Here is a 24115-nt window from a genome sequence, read left to right as displayed (position 1 = left end):
GATGGGGTGAAGATCGTCCACTCTGGCACATCGTACACATGTTCTAATCGGCGCAGGGAGGGTCACCCCTCATCGGGCACCACAACGGACAGCGACCGGACCGCCACGACCGACCGGTAGCCTGGGCCGGTGACCACCGAACTGCCCGACGCCCCGCCGGCCGTCCGCCGGACCCCCAGCGTGCGCACCCAGCACGGCGACACCGTGACGGACGAGTACGCCTGGCTGGCCGACCGGGACAACCCCGAGACGATCGCCCACCTGAAAGCGGAGAACGCGTGGACGGACCACGCCACCGCACACCTCGTCCCGCTGCAGAACACGATCTTCGAGGAGATCAAGCGGCGCACCCAGGAGACCGACCTGTCGGTGCCGAGTCGCAAGGGCGGGTACTGGTACTACACCCGGACCGTCGAGGGCAGCCAGTACGCGATCCACTGCCGGGTGCCGGTCCGGCCGGGCGAGACCGATCCGCCGGTCACCGACGACGGCGCGCCGCTGACCGGCGAGCAGGTGCTGCTGGACGGCAACGCGCTGGCCGAGGGCAAGGACTTCTTCGCCCTGGGCACCTTCGACGTCAGCCCGGACGACCGGTTCCTCGCGTACTCGGTGGACTTCGCGGGCGACGAGCGGTTCACCCTCAAGGTCAAGGACCTGCAGACCGATGAGGTGCTGCCGGACGAGGTCCCGGACACCTCGTACGGCACGGCCTGGTCGGCGGACGCCTCGACGCTGTTCTACCTGACCGTGGACGACGCATGGCGCCCACACCGGGTGTGGCGGCACACCGTGGGCGAGCCCGCCGCCCAGGACGTGGTCGTGTACGAGGAGCCCGACGAGCGCTTCTGGGTCGGCGTGCACCTGACCCGCAGCGAGAAGTTCATCGTCATCGACGTGCACAGCAAGATGACCAGCGAGGTACGGGTCATCGACGCCCAGTTCCCGACGGCCGAGCCGGCCGTGATCGCGGAGCGCCGCCAGGGCGTGGAGTACTCCGTGGAGCACCACGGCCACCGCTTCCTGATCCTGCACAACGACGGCGCCGAGGACTTCGCCCTGGCGAGCACCTCGGTGGACAACCCGGGCGACTGGGTGGAGTTGATCGGGCACGAGCCGGGCACCCGGCTGGAGGCGGTGGACGCGTTCAGCCGTCACATCGTGGTCTCGCTGCGCCGCGACGGCCTGACCGGCCTGCGCATCATCGCCGACGGCAGCACGGACAGCTACGACATGGAGTTCCCGGAGCCGCTGTACAGCGTCGCCCTGGCGGGCAACCCGGAGTACGACGCGAAGACCGTGCGGATCTCGTACACCTCGATGGTCACCCCGGACTCCGTCTACGACGTGGATCTGGTGACCCAGGCGATGACGCTGCGCAAGCGCCGCCCGGTGCTGGGCGGCTACGACCCGCAGGAGTACGAGCAGTTCCGCGAGTGGGCGGTGGCCGACGACGGCACCCGGGTGCCGATCTCGATCGTGGCCCGCAAGGGCACCCCCCGTAACGGCACCGCCCCGCTGTTGCTGTACGGCTACGGCTCGTACGAAACCAGCATCGACCCGTACTTCTCCATCGCCCGGCTGTCACTGCTGGATCGCGGTGTGGTGTTCGCGATCGCGCACATCCGCGGCGGCGGCGAACTGGGCCGCCGGTGGTATGAGGGCGGCAGGCTGCTGACCAAGATGAACACGTTCACGGACTTCGTGGCGTGTGCCCGGGTGCTGGTGAAGAACTCGTGGGCGTCCGTGGACCGACTGGTGGCTCGCGGCGCCTCGGCGGGCGGCCTGCTGATCGGCGCGGTGGCCAACCTGGCGCCGGACGCGTTCGCGGGGGTCGTGGCGCAGGTGCCGTTCGTGGATCCGCTGAACACCATTCTGGATCCGTCGCTGCCGCTGACGGTCACCGAGTGGGAGGAGTGGGGCAACCCGCTGGAGTCCGCGGACGTGTACGCGTACATGAAGTCGTACAGCCCGTACGAGAACGTGGCGGCGCAGCGCTATCCGGCGATCCTCGCGGTGAGCAGCCTCAACGACACCCGGGTGCTGTACCACGAGCCGACGAAGTGGATCGCCCGGCTGCGCGAGGTCGCGCCGGGCGGGTCGTACCTGCTGAAGACGGAGATGGGTGCCGGGCACGGCGGCCCGAGCGGCCGGTACGACGCCTGGAAGGAGGAGTCGTTCGTGACGGCGTGGACCCTGGACGTCATGGGTCTGGCCTGACCGGCCCGCGGGCCGGTGCGTGTCGCCCAACCCTTGGCATTCTGCGAGAATTTATCGCATATGCCGAATAAGGGCTAGATGTCCGCTACGGTAAAGGCACGTGGACTGGCACCCGCCGTGCGCGGTGTTGCGCGGGCCCTGGCTGTCCCGTGGGAAGACCGAGACATGCACACGTGGCGTCGAATCCATGGCGGCGCGCGGCTCGGCAGTGCCTTCGGGATCGTGGCGCTGCTGTTGATCATCACGATCGGCGTCGCCGTGAGCAATATTCTCGCGCTGCGCAGGGCAGACCGGCAGGTCGCCGAGTCGGCCGCGCTGCAGCGCGACGCGCTCACGGCCAAATTCCGCATGGCCGACCTCACCGGCTGGCAGACCGGCTACGCCTTCGACACGATCCGGGGGGTGCCGGGCGCCGCCTCCGACACCGGCATCCAGCGCAGCCTGTTCCTGTCCTCGGTGGCGGCGTTCCGGCAGGATCTGGCCCGGATCGAAACACATCCGCTCACGGCGGCACAGAAGCAGCAGCTGGCCGTGGCCCAGGACGCCTTCAACCATTTCATGGACACCGATTCAAGGATCGTGTCCGGGTACCGGTCCGGCGCGCCCGGCCAGATCGCGGTCTCCAACGACCTGGTCGCGGGTGAGGCGCTGCAATGGTTCGCCAGCGCCGCCGGCGCGGTGAACCAACTCGCCGAGTCCGCGCAGGCCAGCACGGACGCGGATGCCGCCCTGGCCCGGCGCACGAGTTCCCGGGCGCTAACGATCATGGTGTCCATCGGCGTCGGGTGTCTACTGCTCGCCATCGTGCTGGCCGTGCTGGCGACCCGTACCGTCGCCAACGCGGCACGGCACAAGGCGATGCTGGCCGCGATCGTCGAGCAGTCCGCCGACGCGACGGTCGCCCTCACCCTCGACGGGATCATCACGGCCTGGAACAGCGGCGCCGAGCGCATCTACGGCTACACCGCCGACGAGGCCATCGGCCGCTCCGCGACGATGGTTCTGCTGCCGCACCGCAGGGAGATACTCCGCGTGGCACTCGCCGAAATCGCCGCGGGTCGTCAATTCCACACCGACGGCGCGACCCGCCTCCGCAAGGACGGCAGCTACGTCAAGGTGTCGACGATCCTCTGGCCGATGCGAGACCAGAACGGTGTGGTCATCGGCGGCGCAGCCACCGAACGCGACATCACCGCCCGCATGCGGCGCGAAGCCGAGGAGCAGCTCGCCAACGAGCACGCGGCGCGGGCCGCCCGCCTGGAGAGCCTCGGCCAGCTTGCCGGAGGCGTGGCGCACGACTTCAACAACCTGCTGGCCATCATCCTCAACTGCGCCGAGTTCATCGCCGACGAGCCCGACGACCAGGTGACGGAGGATCTCGCCAGGATCCGCGATGCCGCCCGACGGGGCCGGGCCCTCACCAGCCAGCTGCTGCTGTTCGCCAATCGGGGACCGGCCAAGGTCGAGGCCGTCGATCTCAATTCGGCCGTCACCGGCGCCCACGATCTGCTCGGCCGGACGATCGGCGCCAACATCATCCTGCGCTGCACGACATACGACGATGCCCTGCCGGTGTGCACCGACCGCGGCCGGCTCGACCAGATTCTGCTCAACCTCGTGATCAACGCCCGCGACGCGATGCCCGACGGCGGCGTCATCGAGGTCGACACCGACCTGGTCGAACTGCCCGAAGACACGATCCTGCCGCTGCCCGCCGGGCGCTACGCCCAGCTGACCGTCCGCGACAACGGCGTCGGCATGAGCGCCGAAGTCAGGGATCGGCTGTTCGAGCCGTTCTTCACCACCAAGCCGTCCGAGCGGGGCACCGGCCTCGGCCTCGCCACGGTCTACAGCATCGTCATCGACGCCAACGGCACCATCACCGTGGATTCCGCACCCGGCGTCGGCACCACCTTCCGGATCCTGCTGCCCATCGTCAACCAACCGGACGAGGCCGACCGGCGCCGCACGCCGATCCCCGGTCAGGAACACGGACACGGCGAACGGGTCCTGGTCGTCGAGGACGACGATGCCGTACGCGACGTCGTGGTCCGCATCCTGACCGGCAACGGCTACCGCACCACCGCGTTCGGCGACGCGGACACCGCGCTGCGCACCGATCTGGACGACGTGGATCTGTTGATCACCGACATGATCCTGCCCGATCGTTCCGGGGCGGCAGTCGCCGACGAGATGCACGCCCAGCACCCTGACCTACCGGTGCTGTTCATGACCGGCCACGCCGACCCCGTGGTGGTGGTGTCGGACAGCGGCCCGGCCGAGGCGACCCGCATCGTGTACAAGCCATTCACCGCCGCCGAGCTGCTCAGCAATGTCGGCAAGGCACTCGAAGCCGCCGCGCCGGGTCCGAGCTAGGCGGCGCGCAGTTCCGAGGGATCGGTGCTCATCCGGAGCAGGACGATCCCGAGCACCGCCACCAGCGCCATGATCGCCAGCGTGCCGGCGCCCAGCACGGCCAGGTCACCGAACGGCAGCGGCACCTGCCGGGTCACGGCGACGACCGTTTCCGGACACGACGCGTCCGCGCAGCTCTGCGTCGTGGTGATGCTGCTGTTCACGGTCGTGCCGGGCGCACGGACCAGGGACACTCCGACGGTCAGCGCGACCGCGGTGGCGGGGATCAGCGGGGCGAGGGTCTGCCAGGCGATCGCCGCGCCCAGGGTGCGGCGCGGCACGCCGGTGGCCACCAGGATCGCGTACGCGCGGCGCCGGGAGACGACGCCCTCGGCGAGCGCGATCAGGATGCCCGCGGCGGCGATGACGACCGCGATCGCCACGGTGATGTCGATGAGGTCGATCGCGCCGAAGTAGAAGGCGGTGTCGTAGCCGGACTCGCTGCCGGTACGGCGGGCGACCTCGTCCTCGACGGCGAACTGGGTGGCCAGCTCGGCACGGAAGCCGGTCACACCGGCGCCGACGATGACCGCGGCCAGCAGCGCGGCGAAGGTGCGGCTGCCGCTCCACGGGTCGGCCATCAGCTGCCGCCCGGCCAGCAGGGTCGCGGGCCGGCGCGCGTAGCGCCGCAGCAGCCGCCCGGTGGTGTACGCGATCCAGCCCGTGCCGAGGACCACCCCGACCACCGCCGCGAGGACGACCAGCATCATCGCCAGCAGGAAGACGGTCGCGCTCATCCCCTGCGGGGCCCGGTCCAGCCACCAGCCCAGCGGCTTGACCATGAACGGGACGAACACCCCGGCGATGATGAGCACTCCCGGCCAGACCGAGGGGCGGCGATCCCGCGTACGGCGGACCACGCCGAGCGGGGTGACGATGACCTTGCGCAGCAGGAACGCGCCCGCCAGAGCGCCGACCACCGGCACCAGCAGCACGATCCCGGCCAGGACGGGCAGGCTCGGCAGCACGTCGGTGGGCAGGTCACGCTGCCCCGCGGCGTCCGGGCGGTCCAGCGCCCACCGGCCCACGAGGTAGATCAGGCCTCCACTCAGCGATCCGAGCAGCGCCGCGCCCGCGGTCTCTCCGGCCGCGACGAGCACGGCCTGCCCCGGCGTGGCCCCGGACAGGCGCAGGGCGGCCAGCCGCCGGTCGCGGGCGGGCGAGCCGAACCGGATGCACTGCCCGGCCAGCGCCAGCACCGGCACGGCCAGCAGCAGCAGGGTCGCCACGATGCCGGGGCGCAGCCCGTCCTCGGCCAGCAGGGTGGGCCGGTACCGGGTCACCACGCCGAATTCCCCGCCCGCCTCGGGCACGGCGGCCACGGTCGCGGCGGCCAGCAGGATCAGGGCGGCCAGCGCGCCGCTGGCGCCGGTGAAGACGATCCGCAGGGTGTCGGTGCGGCTGCCGGTCAGGGCCAGGCGGGCCAGGGTCGCGGGCCTCACGAGCCGATCCCGAGACCGAGGCCGGTGGGGTCCACGACTCCATCGCGCAACGCGATCTCGCGATCCGCGTACGCGGCGGTCCGCGCGTCGTGGGTGACCAGCACGATGGCCGTGCCCTGCAGCCGCGCGACCTGCATCAACTCGGTCAGCACCTGCTCGCCGGTGAGCACGTCGAGCGCGCCGGTGGGTTCGTCGGCGAACAGCACCCGCGGCTCGCTGACCAGCGACCGGGCCACCGCGCAGCGCTGCTGCTGGCCGCCGGACATCGCACCGGGCCGGACGTCGGCCAGGTCCTCGACGCCGAAGCGGCCCAGCCACAGCAGCGCCACCCGGCGCGCCTCGCGCCTGGTCCAGCCCGCCAGCAGCAGCGGCAGGGCGACGTTCTCGGCCGCGGTCAGTTCGGGCACGAGCTGCCCGAACTGGAACAGCACCCCGAATTCGGTACGCCGCAGCTTGGCGCGCGCGGCCTCGGACTCCGCGCCGATCTCCCGGTCCCGGTAGCGCACCGTGCCCGCGTCGGCCCGCAGGATCCCGGCCAGGCAGTGCAGCAGCGTGGATTTGCCGCAGCCGCTCGGTCCGGTGACGGCGACGAGTTCACCCTCGCCGATCTCGATGTCGACGCCGCGCAGCGCCGGGGTGGGGCCGTAGCTCTTGACGAGCCCGTGTGCCTGCAGCAGGGGGGTCACTGGTGCACCTCTCGGAGATCGGCGACGCGCAGCAGCGTGGTCTGCAGCCAGCGCAGGTCCGCGTCGAGATGGGCGATGGCGTAGTCGGCGGCCAGGATCTCGCCGACGGACGAGTCGGGCCGGGTCTTGACCGCGGTGAGTTCGCGCAGCCGGGCGGTGTGCGCGGCGCGCTGGGCGATCAGGTAGTCGCGGGCCACGTCGGCACCGGCCGCCAGCAGGCCGACGACGACCTTGGTGAACAGCGTCGCGGTCACGTGCGGCGCCGGCGGCTCGACCGCGGAGAGCCACTCGGTGAGGCGGGCCCGGCCCGCATCGGTGAGGGCGTACGAGGTGCGCTCCGGCCCGCCGTCGCGGTCGGAGCCGGAGGGTACGACGAGCCCGTCGCGCTCCAGGCGGCCGAGGGTGGAGTAGACCTGCCCGTACGCGAGGGGCTTGCTGTTGGGCATCCGCTCGTCGTGCGCGCGCTTGAGGTCGTAGCCGTGCCGCGGCCCGGCGGCCAGCAGACCGAGAAGCACGTGCGGAGTCGACATGGCCGACACTATTCACTGAGAGAATAGCTACCGTCAAGCGCTCGACACGGCTCGTTCACCGCGCGGACCGCACCACCCGCACCCCGAACCGGCCCCGTGGAGTAGCGTCTCCACAAAATGCGGAGGTTGCGATGTCCCTGACGGTACGAACGGAAGAGCGGGACGACATGGTCGTCCTGTCGGTCGGCGGCGAGCTGGACATGGCGACCGCGCCGCAGCTACAGGACCAGATCGGTGACCTCCTGGAGCGGGGACACACCCGCCTGATCTTCGATCTCGCCGAGGTGTCGTTCTGCGACTCCACCGGCCTGTCCGTCTTCGTCCGGGCCAAGAACAGCACCGACGACGCCGGCGGCACGGTACGGCTGGCCGCCCCCCAGCGTGGCGTGCTGCGCATCCTGGAGGTCAGCGGGCTGGTCGAGGTGCTGGGTACGTACCCGAGCGTGGACGCGGCGATCGCCGCCGAGGAACCCGCACTGGACTGATGCCGTAGCCCCTTCGCACAGCGACCCGATCGGCGTAGTTTGTCGCGGACCGGTCGCGGGCATCTGCTGGCGTCGGTCGATCCCCCCGTCTCGGTGCAGGAGTGCTCGTGAACACCATGCTCAAGGGCTTCAAGGACTTCATCATGCGCGGCAACGTGGTCGACCTCGCGGTCGGCATCGTGATCGGCGCCGCCTTCACCGCCGTCGTCGCCGCGTTCACCGACGGCTTCCTCAAGCCATTGATCCAGCTCACCACCGGCAACACCGGCCTCGCGGCCAACGGCTGGGAGGTCCGCCCGGGCGTGGTGATCAACTGGGTGGGCTTCGTCAACGCCTGCATCACGTTCCTGCTGACCGCCGCGGCGCTCTACTTCCTCGTCGTCTTCCCGCTCAACCGGCTGGCCGAGCGGCGCAAGCGGGGCGAGGAGCCGCCGCCGGCGGCACCCAGCGAGGAGATCCGCCTGCTCACCGAGATCCGCGACGCCCTCGTGCGCGGCGGGGCGAGCGCTCCGGGCGACTGGACCGAACGCAGCCCGGCGCCGCGGGCACCCCGGGACGCGGCACAGGACACGGCGCGCTGGAATCAGCCGCCGACCCGCTGACCGACGGGTTCGCGGCCCCCGGCCGACGAGAAGATCACCCCAACCTCACCCCGTTCGAACGTGTGTTCGATAGGGTGTGGCCTCATGGAGCAGCGGAAGCACTGGTGGAACGGCAAGTGGGGGCGCATCGCGCGCAAGGACGTCTACCTGCGCACGAGTGGTGACCAGTGGTATGTCGAGCAGCGCGCGGGCGGGGCGGACGGGGTGTCGCACTTCTTCGAGTACGACAGTGAGGAAGCCGCGCTGAACACCGTCCGCGCCCTGCTGGTCGGCCCGGACGAGTGGCGCGAGCTGTCCGTCCGCCCGTGAGCCGTCAGGCCGCGGGGCGCCGCGTCGCGGTGGCGGTGAGCGGGCCGGGTGGGCGGGGCACCAACCGCAGCCCCGGCCGGGCGGCGGGCGCCGCCGCGTCGTCGTCGGGCTCGAAGCGGGCCCGCCAGCCCGAGACGCCGCCCCCGGCCCGCGCGCCGGGCGGACCCACCGGCGCGGGGATCCGCGACAGCCCCACGACCAGCAGGTACCCGAGGATGACGAAGCCGTGGCTGACCAGCCGGGTGGCGTCGACCCGGCCGCCGCTCAGGTCGTTGACCGACAACAGCAACAGCATGCCGACGAACGCGGTGAGCATCGGCACCAGCCCGGTGGGACGTGACCGGCGCAGTGCGATGAACAGATACCCGGCGCCCACGGCCGCGTTCCAGGCAGCCGACTCGTGCCACAGGTGGCCCGGCGTCGCGTCGGCCCCGGCGTGGACGTGGTCCGCGCCGATGCCGCCGCCGATCTGGGCGAGGCCGAGGATGAGCTGCACCGCGCCGACCGCCGCGAGTGCGACGTACAGCAGGGCGGCCCGGTTGAACCGGGAGGCCGGCGCGGGCGGGGGCACCGCCGCCAGGATCGCCGCGCTCAGATCGGGCACATCGACCGCCGCGCCCGTACGGGTGAGCCGGTTGACCGCGGCGGCGGAGTCCAGCCAGCCGCGGCAGCCTGCGCAGCCGGCCAGGTGTTCGTCGACCCGCGGGCGATCGGCTGGATCGTCCTCGCCGTCCAGCTGTGCGGAGAGCATCTCGCGCCACCGTTCACACGCCATGCCCTGATAGTCGCCGCCGGCGGCCGGATGGTTCCCGGCGGTTCGCGACGGGGGGCTACCGGTCGGGGCGGGGCAGCTGGCCGCCGCTCTCGCCGAGCAGCCGCTTGCGCTCCCGGAAGGCCCGCAGGTTGGCGGTGTTGCCGCACGTGCTGACGTCGTGCCAGACGCCGCTGTTGTTGCGGGAGGTGTCGAAGAAGGCGACCCGGCAGTCGACGTTGTGGCACAGCTTGAGCCGGGGCCACAGCCCGGCCTGCTGGGCCAGCAGCGCCTCGGCCCACAGCGCGGAGGCCAGCCACCGGGTGCCCCGGCCGGCGGGCACCATGCGCACCCAGCCGTCCGCGTCGGGCACCAGGCTGACCGGCACGTCGGCGGGCGGCAGTGCGCCGTCGGGCTCGACCGCATGGCGCCCCGCCAGCACGACCCCTTCGAACGTGCTGCGCAGGCGGCGCAGCGAGCGCAGATCCGTCGATGAGAGCAGCAGGACGGGGGCGGGCAGACTGGCGACCCGCGACCAGGTGGCGACGGCCTCGGTGAGCCAGCGCTGGGCATCGTCCGCCGAGGCCAGCAGGTCCGGGCCGCAGGACATGGTGGCCCGGGTGTTCAGCAGGTCCTGCAGCAGGGCGAGACCGGCGGGCGCCTCGCGCACGCCGTGCCGGGCGCTGGCCTTCCATGACATAACCGAAGCCTACTTGATTCTTTTACCCACCTTCGAAGGGCGGGACCCGGGACAACCCAAATGTCGAGTACGACGGAATTCGATATGGGAGCGCGATCCGCGCTGATGTCTGACTGATCAAGTCCGCGGATGGTGTACGCCAGGTAGCCTCGGATCATGGTGTGGAGGATTCTCACGTCCACGGCGGCCGCCGCCGTGACGCTCACGTTCGCGACCGCCTGCGACAACAGCGGTGGCACCGCGGCGGCCCCGGCCCCCGTACCGTCGGTGTCGGTGGCCACGCCCACGACGAGCGCACCTCCCACGCCCAGCCCGGCCGCGTCCGTGTCGGTGTCGACGCCGGCCAAGCCGATCGGCAAGCTGCGCCGCGGCGACAAGGGCCCCGAGGTGGTGGCGCTGCAGAAGCGGCTCACCGAGCTGGGCTACTGGAACGGCACGAAGGCGGACGGCACGTTCGGCGGCACCACCCAGCAGGCGGTGTTCGCGCTGCAGAAGGCCGCGGGCCTGGGCCGTGACGGCGTCGTCGGGCCCAAGACCGCCAAGGCGCTGGAGCGCGGCGTCCGGCCGACCGCCCGCAGCACGACCGGGCGCCTCATCGAGATCGACAAGAAGAAGCAGCTGCTGCTGGTCGTCCAGGACGGCACGGTCACCGGGATCCTCAACACCTCGACCGGCTCCAACCAGACGTACGAGTACAAGGAACACACCTACCTGGCGCACACCCCGAGCGGGAAGTTCAAGGTGTACCGGCAGATCGACGGCTGGCGGCACGGCCCGCTCGGCCCGCTGTACCGGCCGAAGTACTTCAACGGCGGCATCGCGGTGCACGGGGCGTACAGCATCCCGCCCTATCCGGCGTCGCACGGCTGCGCCCGGCTCGGCATCCCGGCGATGGACTGGCTCTGGTCGAGCAACCAACTGCCGCCCAAGACCAAGGTGTGGGTGTACTAAGCGCCCACGGATACCGCCGGCCCGGCTCAGAATCGCTGAGTCGCATCGCGCGGTCACCCCGACCCATGCCGGGCGGGCCTGACTCCTAGGCGGCGGCTCCCGCGCTGCCGGTGACGCCCACCGGGAACTGCCGGTCCCCACCGGGGTAGTAGTCGCGCAGGTCGCTCACCGTGGTCGCCGCGCCGAAGTGCCAGCCCTGCCCCAGGTCGACGCCCAGTTCCTCGAGGGTCCTGGCGTCCGCCTCGGTCTCGATCCCCTCGGCGACCAGCTGCGCCCCGGTGACCCCGGCCAGGTCCACCAGGGCGTTCGCGACCACGCCCAGCACCGTGTCCCCGGAGATCCCGGCGATCATGCTGCGGTCCAGCTTGATGACGTCGGGCGCCGTGATCACGATGTGCCGCAGGGAGGAGAACCCCGCCCCGACATCGTCGATGGCCAGCCGCATGCCGCGCGCCCGCAGCGGCCCGAGGGCGGCCTTGAGCGCGTCGTAGTCCTCCACCGGATCATGCTCGGAGAGTTCCAGCACCACCCGGCCCAGCGGCAGCCGGTCCAGGAAGTCCGTGCACTCGCGGGTGAGCAGCGTCGACGGGGAGACGTTCATCGACACGTACCCGGAGACGTGGGCCAGGTGGTCGGCCGCCCGCCGCAACGCCAGCAGTTCGAGCCGGTGCCGCTCGCCGATCGCGCTGGCCTCCGCGAAGCACGCGTCCGGCGGCTGCTGCCATTCCTTCGGGAAGCGGCTCAGCGCCTCCGCGCCGGTCCGCCGCCGGGTGACCAGATCGACGATGGGCTGCAACAGTACGGTCGGGCCGCCGTCGGCGATCACCGGCCCGATCCGCCGTTCGATCTCGGAGAGGCGCTCCTGCTGGCGCAGGCCCGGCTCGATGATCACCGACGCGGCCTGGGCCAGCACCTCCATCAGCGCCAGGTCGCGGGCGCTGAGACGGTCGTCGGGCGCGAGCCCGGCGGCGCAGAACGTGCCGTACACGGACCCGTCGCTGAGCTTCACGGGCACCGACACGAAGCTGCGGATGTGCGCCACGCGGGCGCCCGGCATCTCCATCGCCTCCGGGTACGCCGTCATGTCCGGAATCACCGGCGGCAGCCGGCCGTCCATGATCGCCTGGCAGAACGTCATCTCCACCGGGTTGGTCATGCGCCGCCCCGTCACGGGAGTGGCCGAGTCCAGGATCTCGATGTGCTGGTGAGTGCCGTCCATCCGGCTCAGGAAGGCGATGCTGAGCCCGAGCGCCTGCCGGGCCGTACGCAACAGCTCCCCGACCTGCCGGGTCTCCGCGGTCCGCTCCCGCTGCGCCGTGAACTCCCCCGGCCCCGGATGCGTCAGCATCGGGGCCTCGAGGCCGGCTGCGCCGGGACACGGACAAGGGACCTGAGCATGCGTGGCTACCTCCGAGATGGTCGCGCTCTGTATCGGCAGACGTATCGCAGAGTTGAGGGCTGGCTCACAACCCGCGTCAGCCGGCGCGGCCTGCCTCCGCGAACGGGCGCCGCCCGGACGGCCCCGGCGCGGGCGCGGCCTCGACCCGGCGCCGCACCCCGCGCAGCATCCCGGTGGCCATGACCCAGTCCGCCGGGACGAGCACCGCGTGGTAGCCCCAGGTCAGCCACCACGGGGCGGTCCGGCCACGCACCCGCAGATGCAGCCGGGTACGCCCGTCCGGCAGCGCGGTCAGCCGGAACGTCCAGGTCCAGTCGATCATCGCGCCACGCCGCCGCCACCCCGGCGGCACGTGGGTCGTGGAATGCAACACCAGCGTGTGGGGGCGCTCCACCTCGGCGACGACGTACCACGCCGTGCCGGGCGGGCCGTCCGGAATCACGTCACCGACGGCAAGATCGCGCACCAGCAGCGGGTCGAGGCGATCCAGGCTGGGCCAGTTCGCCGGGAACAACAGACGATCCACCCAGCGGGGCGTGTAGTAGCCGCCCAGGCGCCAGCCCAGCTGCGCCAGCCACGGCCACACCTGCACCGGCGACGCGCCGACCGTGACGGCGTGGTCGGTCACCATCGTGGAGCGGGACACCACGTCGTCGCCGGGCAGGCGGGCCGCGCGCTCGGCCGCCGTCGATCCGGCCCGGCGCCCGGCCAGATAGAGCGCGCCATACCCCAGGCTCGCCGCCACGGCCAGGCCACCGCCGGTCCGCGCCCGCACGACAACCACCTCCCACGGGGTACGAGTCAACCGTGGCGCCGCCGCCCAGCCGCACCCCAGGGCCGAACGGCCCACCGGGCCTGCCGTACGTACGCAATGCAGTGAATCGGTGCCACCCATGACGGCGGTCCTGTGCGGCCTGAACCCCGAGCCGCGACGCGACGTTGTCCGACCGCGCCTCGGCCCATCCATCGCCGGCAGGTCGGCACGGCAATCATGGGCTGAACCTCGATGCCCCGAGCCGCGCTCAGGGGCGAGACGACCTTGGGAGAATGCCGATGACCGGCCAGCTGTACGACGTCATCCACCAGCGCCGCGACGTACGCGGTGAGTTCACCGGCGCCCCGATCCCGGCCGAGACGCTCGACCGGGTCCTGGCCGCCGCGCATGCGGCGCCCAGTGTCGGGTTGTCGCAGCCGTGGGACTTCGTCCTGGTGCGCGACCGCGGGCTCCGGGAGGCGTTTCACGGTCACGTACGGCAGGAGCGCGACGTCTTCGCGGCCGGGCTGACCGGGGAGCAGGCGGACCGGTTCTCCCGGATCAAGATCGACGGGGTGTTGGAGTCCACGATGTCGATCGTGGTCACGTACGACCCGGAGCGCGGCAGCCCGGCCGTGCTGGGGCGCCACGCCATCGCCGACGCGGGCCTGTACTCGGTGTGCCTGGCGATTCAGAACCTGTGGTTGGCGGCGACCGCCGAGCGGCTCGGGGTGGGCTGGGTGTCGTTCTACCGCGAGCCGTTCGTGCAGAAGCTGCTCGAGATCCCCGCCCGCATCCGGCCCGTGGCCTGGCTGTGCCTCGGCCCGGTCACCCACCTGGAACGGGTACCCGACCTGGAACGTCACGGCTGGCGGCAGCGTCGCCCTTGGCAGGACGCCGTCCATCACGACCGATGGGACAACTGACACCTGGACGCACCGCACCGTCCCCGAAGCGTGGTGGAACGGTTTTCCCGAGCCCACGAAAGCGGCCTGGCCGGCGCGCGTTGTCGCGTGCCGGCCAGGCCGTTTCAGGGTTTGTGGGAGCTGGTGGGGGATCAGGTCCAGCCGAACATCTGGGTGTAGTACGGGACGCCGTTGCTGGCGTACACCACACCCACGGCCATCGACTTCGCCTTGCAGTTCACAATGTTCGCCCGGTGACCGGGGCTGGCCATCCACGCCCTCATCGTGGCCGACGCGGTCGCGTAGCCGTACGCCACGTTCTCACTCTGCGGGTACGCGTACCCGGCCGCGCGGGCCCGGGTCACGAACGTCGACCCGTTCGCCCCGATGTGCGACATCTTCCGGGTCCGCGCCTGGTACGCGCTGTGCCCCCGCGACGCGGCCAGCAGACGGGCGTCCACCCGGATCGGCTTACACCCCGCCCGGACCCGGGTGCTGTTGGTCAACGACACCAGCTGCGACTGCAACGTCACCGGCGCCACCCCGGCAGCCTGCGCCGGCGCCGTGCTCACCGACAGGGCGGCCACCGAAGCACCCGCGGAAGCCAGCAGCACACCCACCGTCGTCACAACCTTGCGCACCGTCTTGCGACCCACAGTCCATCTCCCCCGGTCATCTGGCCCGGCCCTGTCAGCCGGTCACATGAAGAAGATTCGGGGTCGTACGGTGCGCACCCGGGTCCGCGCGAGTTGCCTACCGGTTGCAGCTCATACTTTCAGCCAGCCGGCACCACGAACCGGCCCTCAAACACCCACCCAGACGGCCACCCAGCCACGATCACAAGCGGCCACCGAGCGCCAGCCCCGCCTTTGCGGCGACGCGACCACCCCGGGCGGCGCGAGAGCACGAGGTGGCGCGACAGCACCGGGCGGTGCGGCAGCCCCTCGGGCGGCGGACAGATCTTGAAGAGTCCGGGTCAGCACCTGGCCAGAACTCTCCGAAGGCGGCAGCCTTCACCCGTTCGAGGGCCGGTCGATCGTCGCGTTATCCCCGCCTCCTAACCGGCGTACATGAGGCTGTTCGGCCGAGAGCCGGTCGGCTTACCTGCACGATTTCGGGACCCGGCGCGGGGTCTTGCGCAAGCCCGCCGCTGCCCCAGGTTCGAGCAGCATCAATAGCGTCATAACGCGGAAAATCGCGCACACGGCAAAGGCGGGAACCCAGGCCGATCATGGCCTGGGGTCCCGCCTTTGCCGTGTGTTGCACCCGCGCATCGGCGGGTGCCCGGTTCACCGCTGGCTGTTGAACGCGTCCACCACCGAGGTCGGGATACGGCCGCGGTCGGACACCTCGTAACCGTTCTTGGCAGCCCACTCCCGGATCGCCTGGTTCTGTTCGCGACTGGACCGGCTGGCCGGCACCGCGGCGCCGCGGCGGCCGCGGCCACGGTTGTCGATCTGGCTGCGACCCACCCGCGTGCCCGCCGAGATATACGGCTCGAGCGCCTTGCGCAGCTTCCCCGTGTTCCGGTCCGACAAATCGATGGTGTAGTTCACGCCATCCAGCGCGAACTCCACCGTACGGTCCGCCTCGCCACCATCGAGGTCATCGGTCAAAACGGTAACAATCTGCTTAGCCATACTCTTATCACTCCACCGGACAGGCGTTACATGCTGGGGAAGAAACCTATTGCAGGCACCTTAGCGGTAACCGTCGCACACTGGCCCACAGGGCCCGTCGACCGTCCGATTTCTATTTCGTACGCATTGCGGTCACGAGCCGGTACGTCGCCAATCCCGGCGAGTTCCCGCCACACCGGGCTTGGAAATCGCACCGTCATTCCGAACCAGCCGGGGTCACCGGCCGGGCCCCGCCGCCGAGGCGGCCACGAGGACCGGCCCGGAAACAACCCCGGGACCCGGGTAGCGGGACCGGTACCGGGTGTGATTCCATATGCGGGAGGCCGGGCATCTTCCCCCGTGGATGCCCGGCCTTTCATATGTCACAGCGCCGAACCCATGGGGGGGCCGGACATGTGGGGGTGTGTGGCGGGATGACGGCGGCGGCACTGCCGGTCAGCGAAGACTTCTTCCGCAATCCGTACCCGATGTATGAGCAGCTCAGACAGCAGGCCCCGGTCTGCCGCGTGCAGCTGCCGGACGGCTCCCCGGTCTGGCTCGTGACCCGGTATGCGGATGTCCGCGCTGCGCTGGCCGACCAGCGGCTGTCCCTGGACAAGCGCAACGGTGACGGCACCTGGAAGGGCTTCTCCCTGCCGTCCGCATTGGACGCCAATCTGGGCAACATGGACCCGCCGGATCACACCCGGGTCCGGCGCCTGGTGTCCCAGGCGTTCACTCCGCGCCGGATGGATGACCTGCGTCCCCGGATCCAGCTCAGCGCCGACGCGTTGCTCGACGCGGCCGCGGCGCGCGGCCAGGCCGACCTGGTCCGGGACTACGCCGGCCCGCTGCCGGTGGCCGTCATCTGTGACCTGCTCGGGGTTCCCGCAGCGGACCGGGAGGACTTCCGGTCCTGGACGGACACCATGATGACGCCACCCGCGCACGACCGCGCCGCCGCGGCCCGTGCGGTCGGCGCGATCCACGCCTATCTGGCGGAGCTGCTCGCGGCCAAGCGCGCCGAACCGGACGACGACCTGCTGTCCGCGCTGATCGCCGTCCGCGACGGTGGTGACCGGCTCAGCGAGGACGAGCTGACCTCGCTGGCGTTCCTCCTGCTCCTGGCCGGATACGAGAACACGGTGCACGCCATCGGCACCGGCGTGCTGACCCTGCTGCGTCACCCTGACGTCCTGGACGAGGTCCGCGCCGACCCGGCACGGTTGTCCGCGACCATCGAGGAGCTGCTGCGGTTCGAGCCACCCTCGCCCGTGGTCCTACGGCGATTCCCGATCGAGGATCTGACGATCGGCGGGGTCCCGGTCCCGCGCGGCGAGACGGTGCTGCTGGCAGTGGCCGCCGCCAACCGTGACCCGGCCGAGTTCCCCGGCCCGGACACCGTCGATCCGCAGCGCTCGGGCAACCATCTGACGTTCGGGCACGGCATCCATTTCTGCCTGGCCGCGTCGCTGGCCCGCACGGAGTTGGAGGTGGCCATCGGCACGGTGGTCCGCCGCTTCCCCGCACTGCGGCTCGCCGTGCCCGCCGACGAGCTACGGTGGCGGCCGTCGTTCCGCACCCGGGGTCTGGCCTCCCTGCCGGTCCTGCTCGCGTGAGCGGTGACGCCATCCGAAAGTCTTGAGGAGGTTGCATGGTGGATCGTTCACGCGACGGCTATGTCTTGACCAGCGATGCTTCCCGGGTCGATCTCGGCCGCGTCCACCGGTGGCTCGGCGAGGAGTCGTACTGGGCGGCCGGGCGGGCACGCGAGGTGGTGGCCCGCTCGATCGACGGCTCGATGCCGTACTCGGTCTTCAGCGGCGGTGACCAGGTCGCGTTCGCCCGGGTGGTGACCGACAACGCCACCTTCGCGTGGATATGTGATGTCTTTGTCGACAGCGACCACCGCGCCCGCGGGCTCGGTGGATGGCTGATCGACAGCATCATCGAGGATCTGGCCGCCCACGGCGTGGACCGTTTCCTTCTCGCCACCAAGGACGCCCACGAGGTCTATCGGCGATCCGGTTTCGCCGCCGTGGAAGGTCCGCATCGCTTCATGGAGATCGACCGTCGCCCCACCCGCGACGCCGTTCTGGGGCGGTAGCCCTGGTTGCCTCGATCACAGCGTGGCGCCCGATACGGTGCGCCCGCGCGCAGGTACGTACTGTCGCCCGTAGATGATCCGTCACGCTCACGGGGAGGCAGCGGATGAGTCCGTCAACGGGGGACGGCATCGGACGCGCACTGCTACCGGTGCCGGCACGCGCGGCCGTTCGGGCGGCCGCCCGGCGTAAGCGCGCGGTGCTGCTGGCGGTGGCTACCGCAGCACTGCTGGGAAGCACCACCTACGGCGACACCCAGGCCGAGATGGCGGGGCACGGCACCGACCCGGCGCCGCCGGCGGTCGAGGTGGCCACCGGCACCATCGCCGACAGTCCACCCGCCTGAGGCCCTCCGCAACCGCGCGGGCCAGCGTCGTCGACCGTGCCGAGCAGCATCCGCCGGAGCCGGTCACCGGGTTGGTGACGCCCGGGCATCGCGCCGCGATTGTGGATGCCCTTCCGGAGCAGTGCGCACCCTCGGGCGCAGTGAAATCGCGCTGTCACGATGTGTTGCGGCGGCTGGCGGCGATTCTGCGGCCACCCGGAAACGCGCCTGTCCCGGCGACGAGGTGAATTCCACAATGGGTATCGCATTTCTCACGATCGACGGCATATCTCACCCGAATCAGTGATCGGCTCTGCTAGGTTCCGCGTGCGCCACGGTCCACTTCGCAGACGCGCGAACGCCACGATCCATCGGGACCGCTCGCGCCCTGAATCCGGACGAAGACGGGAATCAGCAGATGGCGACCGTGATCGCGACGTGGCCGGACGCCGACAGCGATGTGTTCGTGGGCGCGTTCTGGTTCTCCGTCGGCGGCGCGGTGCCCGTTCTGCTGGTGCTGGCGGCCGTACTCGTCCATCTGCGGCGGCAGCGCCGCGGCCGGACCCGGCGGCTGTCCCCCGTGGTGGTCCGGCGCCGGATCTTCGTGGGAACCGTCGCCGTGCTGCTGGTGGCGACCGTCGGCGGCGTGGTGAGCTGGGTGCGCGGCGACACCGCACCGGCGGCCGGAACGGGGATCGCCCCGGTCGCGCTGCCCTGCCCGGACGCCGCGCTGCGGGTGGCCGCGGCCGCCGAGATCGCCCCGGTGATCCGGGCCGCCGCCCGCACGATCAACCCGGGTGGCGCGGACTGCGGTCCGATCACGGTCTCCGCCGAGACCCCCGCGGTCACCCAGGCCGCGGCGCGCAAACCCGACGTGTGGATCCCGTCGAGCAGCGCCTGGCTGCGCATCGCCGCCGCGGACGGCACCCGGTACACCGTCACGGGCGCGCCGCTGGCCCGTTCGCCGATCGTCCTGGCCGCGTCCGCGGCCACGGCCCGGCAGTTCACCGTACGGGGGCACGCGTCCTGGGCGGCCCTGGTCGACGGGGTCGCCGAGCGCCGGATCCCGCGGGTCTCCATGCCGGACGCGCTGCACGACACCACCGGCATCCTCTCCGTGTACGCGGTGCACCGGGCGATGGCCCGCACCACGACGGACCCGGGGATCGCCCAGTTGCGCGCGCTGACCCTGCGCAGCCGCCTCACGGATGCCGCCGCCGACCCGGCCACACTGCTGCGCCAGGCGGCAACCGGTGCCATCGCCGACATCGGCGTGATGCCGATGACCGAACAGCAGCTGATCGCCAACCGGCAGGGCGCGCACGCGGTGCAGCTGACCGCGGCGGTCCCGGCCGACGGCGTCGTGGAGGCGGACTACCCGTACGCGGTGTCGGCGTCCACCGCGCACCGGGACCTGGCCGCGCGGCTGCGCGCGGCGATCACGTCGCAGGCGCTCACGGCGGCCGGGTTCCGGGTGGCTGCCACCCCGCATGCGCTGCCACTTCCGGACGCGGCGGACGGCCTGCTCGGTCCGGCGTTGCAGTGGGCGCAGTACACGACGCTGAAGTTCCAGGTGCTGGTGATGCTCGACGGGTCCGGGTCGATGAACCAGAGAATCACAGACAAGGCCGGGCGGAGCACCACGAAGGCCGCGCTGCTGCGGGAGACCGGGCTCAGCGCCAGCCGACTGTTCGGCGAGGACACCGCGATCGGCCTGTGGCTGTTCGGCACCCCGACGGCGGCAAGCCCGGCGCACCAGGAGATCGTGCCGCTCGGCCCCATCACCGGCACGGTCGGCAGCAGGACCCGGCGCGACATCCTCGGCGCGGGCATCGCCGGATACCGCCCGCAGGCCGATGCGGGCACGCCGCTGTACCAGGCCGTGCTGGACGGCCAGGCCACGATGCGGGCGCAGGCCAGGCCCGGCACGGTCACCTCGGTGGTGGTGCTCACCGACGGCAGGGACGAACAGTCCCGGTACGCGATGGCGCAGTCCGTCTTCCTGGAGCGGTTGCGGGCGGGCAGCGACCCGCGCCGCCCCGTACCCGTCATCGCGGTGGGCTACGGCCCGGACGCGGACATGGCCGCGCTGACCGCGATGGCCAAAGCCACCGGGGGTACGGCCGTGGCGGCCACCGACCCGGCCGACGTGGCGGAGGCGATGGCCCAGGCGTTCCTCGCCGCGCACACCCCCGGCTGAGGGGTGTGGGACAGTGGGCCGGTGCGGGTGTATCTGGTGACCGGGGCGACCGGCGCCGGCAAGTCCACGCTCGTCCGGGCGCTCCGCGAGCGGGGCCACCGGGCCGTCAGTCTCGACGCCGACGCGCGGCTGTGCCGGTGGATCGACGCCGCCGGACACCGCGTCGAGCGGCCCGCCGCACCGGACGCGGACTGGCTGGCCGCGCACCGGTGGGCCTGGGATCCGGCCCGCCTGGACGAGATCATCACCGCGGAGTCCACCCGCGGCACGGCCCCGGCGGTGTGGCTGTGCGGCTACGCGGCCAACGCGGCCGAGCTGGCCGGCCGCTTCGACGCGGTGTTCCTGCTCGACATCGACCTGGGCACGATGCGGCACCGGCTGCGCCACCGCGACTCCGGCAACGACTTCGGCCGGGCCGGTGCGACGCTGGACGCCGGTGACACGTACTTCCGGGAGTTCACCGCGGCGTGGCGGGGCCGCGCCGTGGTGACCATCGACGCGACCCACGCCCCCGGCACGGTCACCGACCACGTGCTGACCGCTGCCGGAATCCCCCCGCGGGAGGCGACCCGCCGCGCCTGAACCGCGCGCCGGACGGGGGACCGGTCGCGCCTCGCGGCAGTCACCAGGGCACGCTGCGCCTCAGCCCCGGGAGGACAGCAGTTCCGGACCGAAGACCTCGTACGCGATCCGCTCGCCGGGCACGCCGCGGCGCAGCAGCCCGGCGCGGACGTGGCTCATGAACGGCAACGGCCCGCAGAGGTGCACGTCGGCGCCCTCGGGCAGCGGGATGCGGTCGGGATCGACCCGGCCGGAGTTGACCCGGGCCCGGGTGGCGACGGCCCGGTCGGCGGTGCCGTGCTCGTACCACAGGTCCATCCGCAGCCGGGGCAGGGCGGCACTGAGGGCGGGCAGGTGCCTGCGCAGCGGGTGGGCGTCGCCGGTGCGGTCGGCGTGGACGAGCACGACGTCGCGGTCCGGGTCGCGACGCGCGAGATCCTGCAACGCGGACATCGCCGGAGTGACTCCGATGCCCGCGCTGATCAGCAGCAGCGGGCCGGCCCCGCCGACGCTGCTGACGTCGCCGAACGGCGGGCTCAGCCGCAGCCGGTCGCCCACGCCGACCCGCTCGTGCAGGAAGGTGGAGACGACGCCGTCCGGGCTGCCCCCGGTCCCGGCGACCCGCTTGACCGTGATCTGCCACGTGGGCAGACCGGGCGCCCCGGAGAGGCTGTACTGCCGGATCTGCCGGCCCGCCTCACCGCCGAGGTCCACCGCGACGGAGACGTACTGTCCCGGCACGAACTCCTCCGCAGCCGACCCGTCGGACGGCGCGAGGGTCAGCGAGACGACGTCGTCGGTTTCCACGGTCCGGTCGACGACCTCCCAGGTGCGCCAGACCCGGGCGGGGTCGTCCACTCCGGCGGCGTGGTAGAGCCGCGCCTCGCGGGCGACGAGTTCGCAGGCGAACAGCCAGTAGACCTCGTCCCAGGCGCGGGCGACCTCCGGGGTGACCGCGTCGCCGAGAATCTCGCCCACCGCGGCCATCAGGTGCCGTCCGACGATCGGGTACTGCGCGGGCGTGATGCCGAGCGACGCGTGTTTGTGCGCGATGCGGGCGGCGATCGGCTCCCACGGCATCGGGTCGTCGCCGAGGAGGTGCCCGGCGTACCCCACGACGGCCCCGGCCAGCGCCTGCCGCTGCCGGCCGGTGGCCTGGTTGCCCCGGTTGAACAGGTTCAGCAGGTGGGGATGCGCGGCGAACATCCGGGTGTAGAACGTACCGGTGATCTCCTCGGCGTGGTCGCGGACGGCGGGCAGGGTGGCCCGGACGACGGCGGCTGACGTGGACGTGAGCACAACACTCCTCGCGGTCGGTGTAGCCCGACGTTAGGGGCGCGTAACTCGCCGATCGAGGGACCAAAGTCCTGAGTCGACAGAACCCCCCGAACCGGACCGGGCCGGTTGCCCGGCCCGGTCCCGCCCCGAATCAGCTGGTCAGGAGTAGCTCGGGCGCGCCGAGCCGGGCCAGTTCGGCGGTCGCGTCGTCGGGCTGCTCCTGCGCGGCGCGTTCCGCCTCGACCCGCTGCAGGTAGTGCTCGACCTCCCGGTCGAGCTGTTCCGGGCTCCAGCCGAGCACCTCGGCCATGATGGCCGCGGCGGCCCGCGCCGCCGTGGTGCCCCGGTCGAAGGTCTCGATGGAGATCCGGGTACGCCGGGTCAGCACGTCCTCCAGGTGCCGCGCGTCCTCGTGCAGCGCCGCGTATGCGACCTCCGCACGCAGGTAGGAGTCGGCGCCTTCGAGCGGCTGCCCCAGGCCCGGGTCCTCGCGCACGAGCGTGAGCACCTCGTCGGTGACGGTGCCGTAGCGGCGCAGCAGATGCTCCACGGTGGACACGTGCAGTCCCAGCTCGGCGGCCAGCGCGTTGCGCTGGTTGCGCATCGCCACGTAACCGTCCGCGCCGACGAGCGGGACCTGGTCGGTGCAGCAACGCGGCACGGTCCGGTTCAGGCCGCGCACGGCGGCGTCCACGGCGTCGGCGGCCATCACCCGGTACGTGGTGAACTTGCCGCCCGCCACGACCACCAGCCCGGGCACCGGGGTCACGACGGCGTGTTCGCGCGACAGCTTGGCGGTCAACTCGGACTCGCCGGACAGCAGCGGGCGCAACCCGGCGTAGACACCCTGCACGTCGTCGCGGGTCAGCGGCGTGACGAGGACCTTGTTCACCTCTTCGAGGAGGTAGTCGACGTCACGGCTCGACGCGGCGGGGTGGTCCTTGTCGAGGTCCCAGTCGGTGTCCGTGGTGCCGATGATCCAGTGCTGGTCCCACGGGATGACGAACAGCACGCTGGTCGCGGTGCGCAGGATCAGACCGGTCGAGGACTGTACGCGGTCGCGCGGCACGACGAGGTGGATGCCCTTGGAGGCCCGCACGTTGAACGGCTTGCGCTCGCTGACGAGGTCCTGGACGTCGTCGGTCCACACGCCGGTGGCGTTGATGACCTGCTTGGCGCGGATCTCGACGATCCGGTCGCTCTCCAGGTCCTGCACCCGCACGCCGGTGACCCGGGCGCCGTCGCGCAGGAAGCCGACGACGCGAGCCCGGGAGGCGGCGTGTGCCCCGTACGCGACCGCGGTGCGTACCAGGAACATCGTGAACCGGGCGTCGTCCATCTGCGCGTCGTAGTACTGGATGCCGCCGATCAGCGACTCGGGGCGCAGCGACGGGCATTCGCGCAGGGCGGCGCGGCGGCTCAGATGCCGGTGCCGGGGCAGACCGCGGGCGTGGCCGCTGGAGATGCCCATCGTGTCGTAGAGCATGACCCCGGCGCCTGCGTACAGGCGCTCCCAGCCGCGGTGTTCGAGGGGGTAGAGGAACGGGACCGGGCGCACCAGGTGCGGGGCGAGCTTCTGCACCAGCAGGCCGCGTTCCCGCAGCGCCTCCCGGACCAGCCCGAAGTCGAGCATCTCCAGGTAACGCAGTCCACCGTGGATGAGCTTGCTGGACCGGCTGGAGGTGCCGCTGGCCCAGTCGCGGGCCTCGAGGAGGCCGACGGACAGGCCGCGGGTCGCGGCGTCCAGGGCCGCACCGGCCCCGACGACCCCGCCGCCGACGACGAGTACGTCGAGTTCCTCACCGCTGGTCATCGCGGCCATCGCCGCTTCGCGGCGTTGCGGTGACAAAGTTCCGGTACGCATGGGTGTTTCCTTTCGTG

General features: G+C 71.7%; 23 protein-coding genes. 12 read left to right on the top strand and 11 right to left on the bottom strand.

The window, feature by feature from the left end; all coding sequences use genetic code 11:
• Positions 1-129: 129 nt before the first annotated feature.
• Positions 130-2217 carry a S9 family peptidase gene (locus ACMCNO_RS03035; protein WP_412747892.1) on the top strand — a complete coding sequence of 696 codons (2088 nt, stop codon included), beginning with the start codon at positions 130-132 and terminating at the stop codon, positions 2215-2217.
• A gap of 165 nt (positions 2218-2382) precedes the next feature.
• Positions 2383-4593 (top strand): ATP-binding protein, encoded by a 2211-nt coding sequence (locus tag ACMCNO_RS03030; RefSeq protein ID WP_412747891.1) that lies wholly within the window; start codon positions 2383-2385, stop codon positions 4591-4593.
• Here ACMCNO_RS03030 and ACMCNO_RS03025 read toward each other — a convergent pair.
• Genes ACMCNO_RS03025 through ACMCNO_RS03015 form a run of 3 tightly spaced genes read right to left on the bottom strand, consistent with a single transcriptional unit; the run spans position 4590 to position 7290 of the window.
• Positions 4590-6074: an FtsX-like permease family protein gene (locus ACMCNO_RS03025; RefSeq protein ID WP_412747890.1), complete on the bottom strand. Its 1485-nt coding sequence runs from the start codon at positions 6072-6074 to the stop codon at positions 4590-4592. The genes ACMCNO_RS03030 and ACMCNO_RS03025 overlap by 4 nt on opposite strands.
• On the bottom strand, positions 6071-6760 hold the full coding sequence (locus ACMCNO_RS03020) for an ABC transporter ATP-binding protein (protein ID WP_412747889.1): 690 nt from the start codon (positions 6758-6760) through the stop codon (positions 6071-6073). The genes ACMCNO_RS03025 and ACMCNO_RS03020 overlap by 4 nt, the downstream gene beginning before the upstream one ends.
• Complete coding sequence (locus ACMCNO_RS03015; protein WP_412747888.1) at positions 6757-7290, bottom strand: helix-turn-helix transcriptional regulator; 534 nt, start codon at positions 7288-7290, stop codon at positions 6757-6759. Before ACMCNO_RS03015 ends, ACMCNO_RS03020 begins: the two co-directional genes overlap by 4 nt.
• Before the next feature lie 131 nt (positions 7291-7421).
• Between ACMCNO_RS03015 and ACMCNO_RS03010 the strand changes: the two genes are divergently transcribed.
• From ACMCNO_RS03010 to ACMCNO_RS03000, 3 genes are all read left to right on the top strand, one after another.
• Positions 7422-7775, top strand: a complete 354-nt coding sequence (locus ACMCNO_RS03010; RefSeq protein ID WP_412747887.1) for an STAS domain-containing protein — start codon at positions 7422-7424, stop codon at positions 7773-7775.
• A gap of 116 nt (positions 7776-7891) precedes the next feature.
• Positions 7892-8377 (top strand): large conductance mechanosensitive channel protein MscL, encoded by a 486-nt coding sequence (mscL, locus tag ACMCNO_RS03005; protein WP_412753591.1) that lies wholly within the window; start codon positions 7892-7894, stop codon positions 8375-8377.
• An 84-nt stretch (positions 8378-8461) separates the two neighbouring features.
• Entirely contained in the window at positions 8462-8686 is a 225-nt protein-coding gene (locus tag ACMCNO_RS03000) for a hypothetical protein (RefSeq protein WP_412747886.1), read from the top strand.
• Between the two features lie 4 nt (positions 8687-8690).
• Here the strand turns inward: ACMCNO_RS03000 and ACMCNO_RS02995 are convergent, their stop codons facing one another.
• Both ACMCNO_RS02995 and ACMCNO_RS02990 read right to left on the bottom strand, forming a co-directional pair.
• Positions 8691-9461 carry a zf-HC2 domain-containing protein gene (locus ACMCNO_RS02995; RefSeq protein WP_412747885.1) on the bottom strand — a complete coding sequence of 257 codons (771 nt, stop codon included), beginning with the start codon at positions 9459-9461 and terminating at the stop codon, positions 8691-8693.
• Positions 9462-9516: 55 nt separating this feature from the next.
• Positions 9517-10137, bottom strand: coding sequence for a CGNR zinc finger domain-containing protein (locus ACMCNO_RS02990; protein ID WP_412747884.1), 621 nt, complete (start codon positions 10135-10137; stop codon positions 9517-9519).
• A 156-nt stretch (positions 10138-10293) separates the two neighbouring features.
• Between ACMCNO_RS02990 and ACMCNO_RS02985 the strand changes: the two genes are divergently transcribed.
• A complete protein-coding gene (locus tag ACMCNO_RS02985; protein ID WP_412747883.1) occupies positions 10294-11088 on the top strand; it encodes a L,D-transpeptidase family protein in 795 nt (264 codons plus the stop codon).
• An 85-nt stretch (positions 11089-11173) separates the two neighbouring features.
• Here the strand turns inward: ACMCNO_RS02985 and ACMCNO_RS02980 are convergent, their stop codons facing one another.
• Both ACMCNO_RS02980 and ACMCNO_RS02975 read right to left on the bottom strand, forming a co-directional pair.
• On the bottom strand, positions 11174-12436 hold the full coding sequence (locus ACMCNO_RS02980) for an EAL domain-containing protein (protein WP_412747882.1): 1263 nt from the start codon (positions 12434-12436) through the stop codon (positions 11174-11176).
• A gap of 127 nt (positions 12437-12563) precedes the next feature.
• Positions 12564-13262 (bottom strand): hypothetical protein, encoded by a 699-nt coding sequence (locus ACMCNO_RS02975; protein WP_412747881.1) that lies wholly within the window; start codon positions 13260-13262, stop codon positions 12564-12566.
• A 278-nt stretch (positions 13263-13540) separates the two neighbouring features.
• Between ACMCNO_RS02975 and bluB the strand changes: the two genes are divergently transcribed.
• Positions 13541-14167 (top strand): 5,6-dimethylbenzimidazole synthase, encoded by a 627-nt coding sequence (gene bluB / locus ACMCNO_RS02970; protein ID WP_412747880.1) that lies wholly within the window; start codon positions 13541-13543, stop codon positions 14165-14167.
• 131 nt (positions 14168-14298) lie between these two features.
• Here bluB and ACMCNO_RS02965 read toward each other — a convergent pair whose 3' ends face one another.
• Together ACMCNO_RS02965 and ACMCNO_RS02960 are read right to left on the bottom strand one after the other, a co-directional pair.
• Positions 14299-14802 (bottom strand): CAP domain-containing protein, encoded by a 504-nt coding sequence (locus tag ACMCNO_RS02965; protein ID WP_412747879.1) that lies wholly within the window; start codon positions 14800-14802, stop codon positions 14299-14301.
• A 633-nt stretch (positions 14803-15435) separates the two neighbouring features.
• On the bottom strand, positions 15436-15786 hold the full coding sequence (locus ACMCNO_RS02960; RefSeq protein ID WP_412747878.1) for a histone-like nucleoid-structuring protein Lsr2: 351 nt from the start codon (positions 15784-15786) through the stop codon (positions 15436-15438).
• Between the two features lie 413 nt (positions 15787-16199).
• On the opposite strand from ACMCNO_RS02960, the gene ACMCNO_RS02955 reads away from it, so the two are divergent.
• The 5 genes from ACMCNO_RS02955 (at position 16200) to ACMCNO_RS02935 (ending at position 20977) form a co-directional block, all read left to right on the top strand.
• A complete protein-coding gene (locus ACMCNO_RS02955) occupies positions 16200-17384 on the top strand; it encodes a cytochrome P450 family protein (RefSeq protein ID WP_412747877.1) in 1185 nt (394 codons plus the stop codon).
• A 35-nt stretch (positions 17385-17419) separates the two neighbouring features.
• A complete protein-coding gene (locus ACMCNO_RS02950; RefSeq protein ID WP_412747876.1) occupies positions 17420-17872 on the top strand; it encodes a GNAT family N-acetyltransferase in 453 nt (150 codons plus the stop codon).
• 104 nt (positions 17873-17976) lie between these two features.
• Positions 17977-18216: a hypothetical protein gene (locus ACMCNO_RS02945; protein WP_412747875.1), complete on the top strand. Its 240-nt coding sequence runs from the start codon at positions 17977-17979 to the stop codon at positions 18214-18216.
• Between the two features lie 397 nt (positions 18217-18613).
• Complete coding sequence (locus ACMCNO_RS02940) at positions 18614-20395, top strand: substrate-binding domain-containing protein (RefSeq protein ID WP_412747874.1); 1782 nt, start codon at positions 18614-18616, stop codon at positions 20393-20395.
• 21 nt (positions 20396-20416) lie between these two features.
• A complete protein-coding gene (locus ACMCNO_RS02935) occupies positions 20417-20977 on the top strand; it encodes a hypothetical protein (protein ID WP_412747873.1) in 561 nt (186 codons plus the stop codon).
• Positions 20978-21037: 60 nt separating this feature from the next.
• On the opposite strand, the gene ACMCNO_RS02930 is transcribed toward ACMCNO_RS02935, so the two are convergent.
• Positions 21038-22255 (bottom strand): globin domain-containing protein, encoded by a 1218-nt coding sequence (locus ACMCNO_RS02930; protein WP_412747872.1) that lies wholly within the window; start codon positions 22253-22255, stop codon positions 21038-21040.
• A gap of 130 nt (positions 22256-22385) precedes the next feature.
• Entirely contained in the window at positions 22386-24098 is a 1713-nt protein-coding gene (locus ACMCNO_RS02925) for a glycerol-3-phosphate dehydrogenase/oxidase (RefSeq protein ID WP_412747871.1), read from the bottom strand.
• Positions 24099-24115 lie beyond the last annotated feature (17 nt).

Source organism: Krasilnikovia sp. M28-CT-15 (assembly GCF_047159595.1).
Lineage (GTDB): Bacteria > Actinomycetota > Actinomycetes > Mycobacteriales > Micromonosporaceae > Actinoplanes.
This window is presented reverse-complemented; position numbering and strand designations above follow the sequence as displayed.

What these genes read in the sequence shown, in the direction of transcription:
- ACMCNO_RS03030 (WP_412747891.1), top strand. Translation starts at nt 2,383, where the DNA reads ATGCACACGTGGCGTCGAATCCATGGCGGCGCGCGGCTCGGCAGTGCC.
- ACMCNO_RS03015 (WP_412747888.1), bottom strand. Translation starts at nt 7,290, where the DNA reads ATGTCGACTCCGCACGTGCTTCTCGGTCTGCTGGCCGCCGGGCCGCGG.
- ACMCNO_RS03010 (WP_412747887.1), top strand. Translation starts at nt 7,422, where the DNA reads ATGTCCCTGACGGTACGAACGGAAGAGCGGGACGACATGGTCGTCCTG.
- mscL (WP_412753591.1), top strand. Translation starts at nt 7,892, where the DNA reads ATGCTCAAGGGCTTCAAGGACTTCATCATGCGCGGCAACGTGGTCGAC.
- ACMCNO_RS03000 (WP_412747886.1), top strand. Translation starts at nt 8,462, where the DNA reads ATGGAGCAGCGGAAGCACTGGTGGAACGGCAAGTGGGGGCGCATCGCG.
- ACMCNO_RS02995 (WP_412747885.1), bottom strand. Translation starts at nt 9,461, where the DNA reads ATGGCGTGTGAACGGTGGCGCGAGATGCTCTCCGCACAGCTGGACGGC.
- ACMCNO_RS02990 (WP_412747884.1), bottom strand. Translation starts at nt 10,137, where the DNA reads ATGTCATGGAAGGCCAGCGCCCGGCACGGCGTGCGCGAGGCGCCCGCC.
- ACMCNO_RS02985 (WP_412747883.1), top strand. Translation starts at nt 10,294, where the DNA reads ATGGTGTGGAGGATTCTCACGTCCACGGCGGCCGCCGCCGTGACGCTC.
- ACMCNO_RS02980 (WP_412747882.1), bottom strand. Translation starts at nt 12,436, where the DNA reads ATGCTGACGCATCCGGGGCCGGGGGAGTTCACGGCGCAGCGGGAGCGG.
- bluB (WP_412747880.1), top strand. Translation starts at nt 13,541, where the DNA reads ATGACCGGCCAGCTGTACGACGTCATCCACCAGCGCCGCGACGTACGC.
- ACMCNO_RS02960 (WP_412747878.1), bottom strand. Translation starts at nt 15,786, where the DNA reads ATGGCTAAGCAGATTGTTACCGTTTTGACCGATGACCTCGATGGTGGC.
- ACMCNO_RS02955 (WP_412747877.1), top strand. Translation starts at nt 16,200, where the DNA reads ATGACGGCGGCGGCACTGCCGGTCAGCGAAGACTTCTTCCGCAATCCG.
- ACMCNO_RS02950 (WP_412747876.1), top strand. Translation starts at nt 17,420, where the DNA reads ATGGTGGATCGTTCACGCGACGGCTATGTCTTGACCAGCGATGCTTCC.
- ACMCNO_RS02945 (WP_412747875.1), top strand. Translation starts at nt 17,977, where the DNA reads ATGAGTCCGTCAACGGGGGACGGCATCGGACGCGCACTGCTACCGGTG.
- ACMCNO_RS02940 (WP_412747874.1), top strand. Translation starts at nt 18,614, where the DNA reads ATGGCGACCGTGATCGCGACGTGGCCGGACGCCGACAGCGATGTGTTC.
- ACMCNO_RS02925 (WP_412747871.1), bottom strand. Translation starts at nt 24,098, where the DNA reads ATGCGTACCGGAACTTTGTCACCGCAACGCCGCGAAGCGGCGATGGCC.